This is a genomic window from uncultured Ligilactobacillus sp. (assembly GCF_948826705.1).
In the GTDB taxonomy this organism is placed as follows: Bacteria; Bacillota; Bacilli; order Lactobacillales; family Lactobacillaceae; genus Ligilactobacillus.
Genome location: NZ_CAQLEL010000126.1, coordinates 1 through 3,099 on the forward strand (window position 1 = coordinate 1; position 3,099 = coordinate 3,099).

Here is a 3,099-nt window from a genome sequence, read left to right on the forward strand (position 1 = left end):
TACTGACTATTTTATCCAATTCCGCTTCTTTAGGCAAGGAATATTTCATATCAATCCTCTTTGTCACCGTATTGCTCTTTTCTTCTCGGCTCAATTCTTTGCCTGTAGCATCTTGCTTTACTTCATATACGATCGTGCGCTCACCTGGTTGACCGGCCACTTTGACTTTTGTCTTGCCTAGCTCTAGATCTGGATCATCTACGTACCTTGTTTCATATGCGATAGCTTCTTTAGTATTTTCTAAGCTCGTAGTAGTCTTCTCATTATCTGATGTTCTTTTTAGCTCCATTTCTGTTGTGGTCTGATCATTTGAAGAGATACTTGGTATCGAATGCTTGATATCACTGATCAAAAGATAGCCTACATATTCATGACCTGGGATCTGTGTCGAAATTTCAGGTAAGCTCTCCCCTTTTGCGACCAAATAAGTACGGTCATTTTTACTTAATTCATTGATATTTGCACTCGCACCGATACTAGTTCCAAGGCTAGCTGTATTTGAAGTCACAATGATCGCAGTCAAAAAACGATACCTACGTGCTCGTTTTGGAAGCATTCCTAAAGCTGCGATCAATAGTCCTGAACCTACTAAGAACTTATCTAGCTCCCAAGTAAATTCACCCGTTTGCGGTAGAGCTGTTCCCTTTGCTGTACGATATACCAAATAATATACTTGATCACTACCAACCAGATCTTTGGGTAATCTATCGTGTACGATCTTAGACTTTTGTTCTGGCGTCAAACTATCTTCAGTCACATTTTGATAACGTATCTGGTAATGATCTTTTTTCTTTACTCCAACATCTAAATTAGATATCTCATCTCCCTGAGCGATCACAGGTGTTCCCAAAATAAACATCGTTCCAATCAAAACCGAAAAAACACCTTGAGAAAACTTTCTGATCGCAAAACGTTGCTTTTGCTCGCTTATTTGCCAGCGAGAGCGCTTTGATCTAGACATATTTTTTTCCTTTCGCATTCACCTTTTTAACAACTGACTAAAAATTAAATTTAAAATAATTAAACATTCTTAATTTTCTTATTCTTCTGTTAAACTACCATATATAATGCGCTTCATCAAGTCTTTGGGTCATTTACTTTAAATATGTTTTCATCTTAGATAATTTGCTATAATCAAATGTAAAGTTGATAGTTTTTCTAAAAAATATGAGGTGACATAATGATACGACCAAAAAAACTCTACCTACTTTTGCTGAGCACTTTTTTAGGCCTCCTTTGCCTAAATTTTAAGCAACCCACCGTGGCAGCAAAAACAGTATTGAATATGGGGATCATACAAAATGATCGTCCATATAGCTTTATTCAGAAAAATAAGCAACAAGGTTTTTCGATCGAGTTAGCTCATAAGCTTGCAACTACAACAAAAGATAAAATCAAATTCAAAGCCTATTCCAGCCAAAAAGAGTTACAAACTGCATTAAAATCAGGTGAGATCGACTTTTTTATCGGAGATAAGGCTGACCTCTCTCAAAGTTACCAAAGCACTCCAGCCTTCCTATATCCTAAAAACGTTCTTTTCACTCGTCACGATGCTAAAGCTAAAAATCTAGAAAAATTGATGAAAAAAAAGGTCGGACTCCTGCAGACCGGAACACAATCAGCGCTTTTGCATGAACTTTCTTTGCAGCCTGTAAGCTATAGTGATCAAAATAAACTGCTCGATGCTTTAGCCAAAGGTGAGATAGCTGCTGGTATTTTGAGTGACTACACATATCATGAGCTCTTAAAAAACGACCCTAGTTTAGCCAAGACCAGCCCAAATGCGGATAAAGAAACAAAAAAGGCAGTCTTACAGCGCATCTCTGATCCTAATATCACAGCTAGTTCATTAAGCTTTATCACTTACAAACGTCCTAAACTAAACACAGCTTTATCAACTGCACTCAAAGAGCTAAGCGAAGATAACACCTTAGCTGATCTTTCCCAAAAATACTTCTCCAAAGATCTGACCTTAAATTAGCAAAAAAGATAGCTTGCATCCTAAGAACAAGCTATCTTTTTTAATGTTGTAGCATTGAATACAAAACCCCTTCACGTACACCACTTTCGGAAAAGATCACTTCTGGTATCTGAAGATATTCCAGTAAAAAGGCGATCGGTGTCAACCCACCGATGATAATATCTGCCCTTTGTGCTTCGGGGCCTAAAACTGCTTTTCTTTGTGTAACATCCTTTCCCAACCAATCTAAATAAGTCTCTAAAAACATATATGTCGACATTTTCAAGCCATGGATCTGATCTAAGTCTTCTTTACCTAAGCGCAATAACTCCTGACGCGCTACCGTTCGATTCGCTCCTCCCAATAAAATAAGAGGCAGTTTTTCACCTTCTTTTAGCCAAGGTAACTGATTGAACTTATAATTTAAAAAACGACTAAACGAAAATAGATCACGTGCTGTGAGCAGATCTGAGGCATGAAATTTCTCAGTTAAACTGACTGCTCCATAGGGGATACTGACATAGTTTTGTGCTTTTCGATCTTTAACGACGACCAGTTCAAAACTTCCTCCACCCATATCACAGATCACACAATCCTTGACAGTCAGTGTATTTATCACTGCTAAGTAATCGTAATATGCTTCTGCATTACCTGAGAGCACTTCAACTTCGATCCCGGTCGCTTCTTTGACCTTTTGTAAGAACTCATGCTGATTTTTTGCCTCTCGCACAGCTGCAGTTGCTATCCCACGCACAGAAACGTTAGGTAGATCACGATACATCTTTTTAAACTTCAATAGCGCATCTAAAGTTCTTTGGATAGCTTGGGGTTGTAGAACTTTTTTTTCGTCAGCTTGGCCCATTCCCTCTGCTAGACGCGTCATTTCTTTAGCGCGTTTCACCTCTTTAAAACTGCCATCGGGCGCTATTTGCGTGATCGACATCCTAGTTGAATTAGATCCAAAATCAAGCATCACTAAATTTTTCACATGCCACACCTCTACTTAATTAAAGTACCTTTATCCTATCATAACTCTCTCACAGATCAGCAATCAAAAACATTGCTCACAAAAAAAGACTGTCGAAACAGTCTTCTTGTGTAATATTAGCCAAAGTAGTTGACCCCGATAGCGTCTCTAA

The 3,099-nt window shown here is 38.2% G+C and carries 3 protein-coding genes; 1 reads left to right on the forward strand and 2 read right to left on the reverse strand.

Going from position 1 to position 3,099, the window contains the following annotated elements; all coding sequences use genetic code 11:
* Positions 1–961 (reverse strand): G5 domain-containing protein (locus Q9Q35_RS09255; protein WP_304653108.1); only part of this gene is annotated, 961 nt, incomplete at its 3' end.
* A gap of 300 nt (positions 962–1,261) precedes the next feature.
* Here Q9Q35_RS09255 and Q9Q35_RS09260 point away from each other — a divergent pair.
* Entirely contained in the window at positions 1,262–1,981 is a 720-nt protein-coding gene (locus tag Q9Q35_RS09260) for an ABC transporter substrate-binding protein (RefSeq protein WP_304653109.1), read from the forward strand.
* Positions 1,982–2,021: 40 nt separating this feature from the next.
* Here Q9Q35_RS09260 and Q9Q35_RS09265 read toward each other — a convergent pair whose 3' ends face one another.
* Positions 2,022–2,948, reverse strand: coding sequence for a Ppx/GppA family phosphatase (locus Q9Q35_RS09265; protein WP_304653110.1), 927 nt, complete (start codon positions 2,946–2,948; stop codon positions 2,022–2,024).
* Between the last annotated feature and the right edge of the window lie 151 nt (positions 2,949–3,099).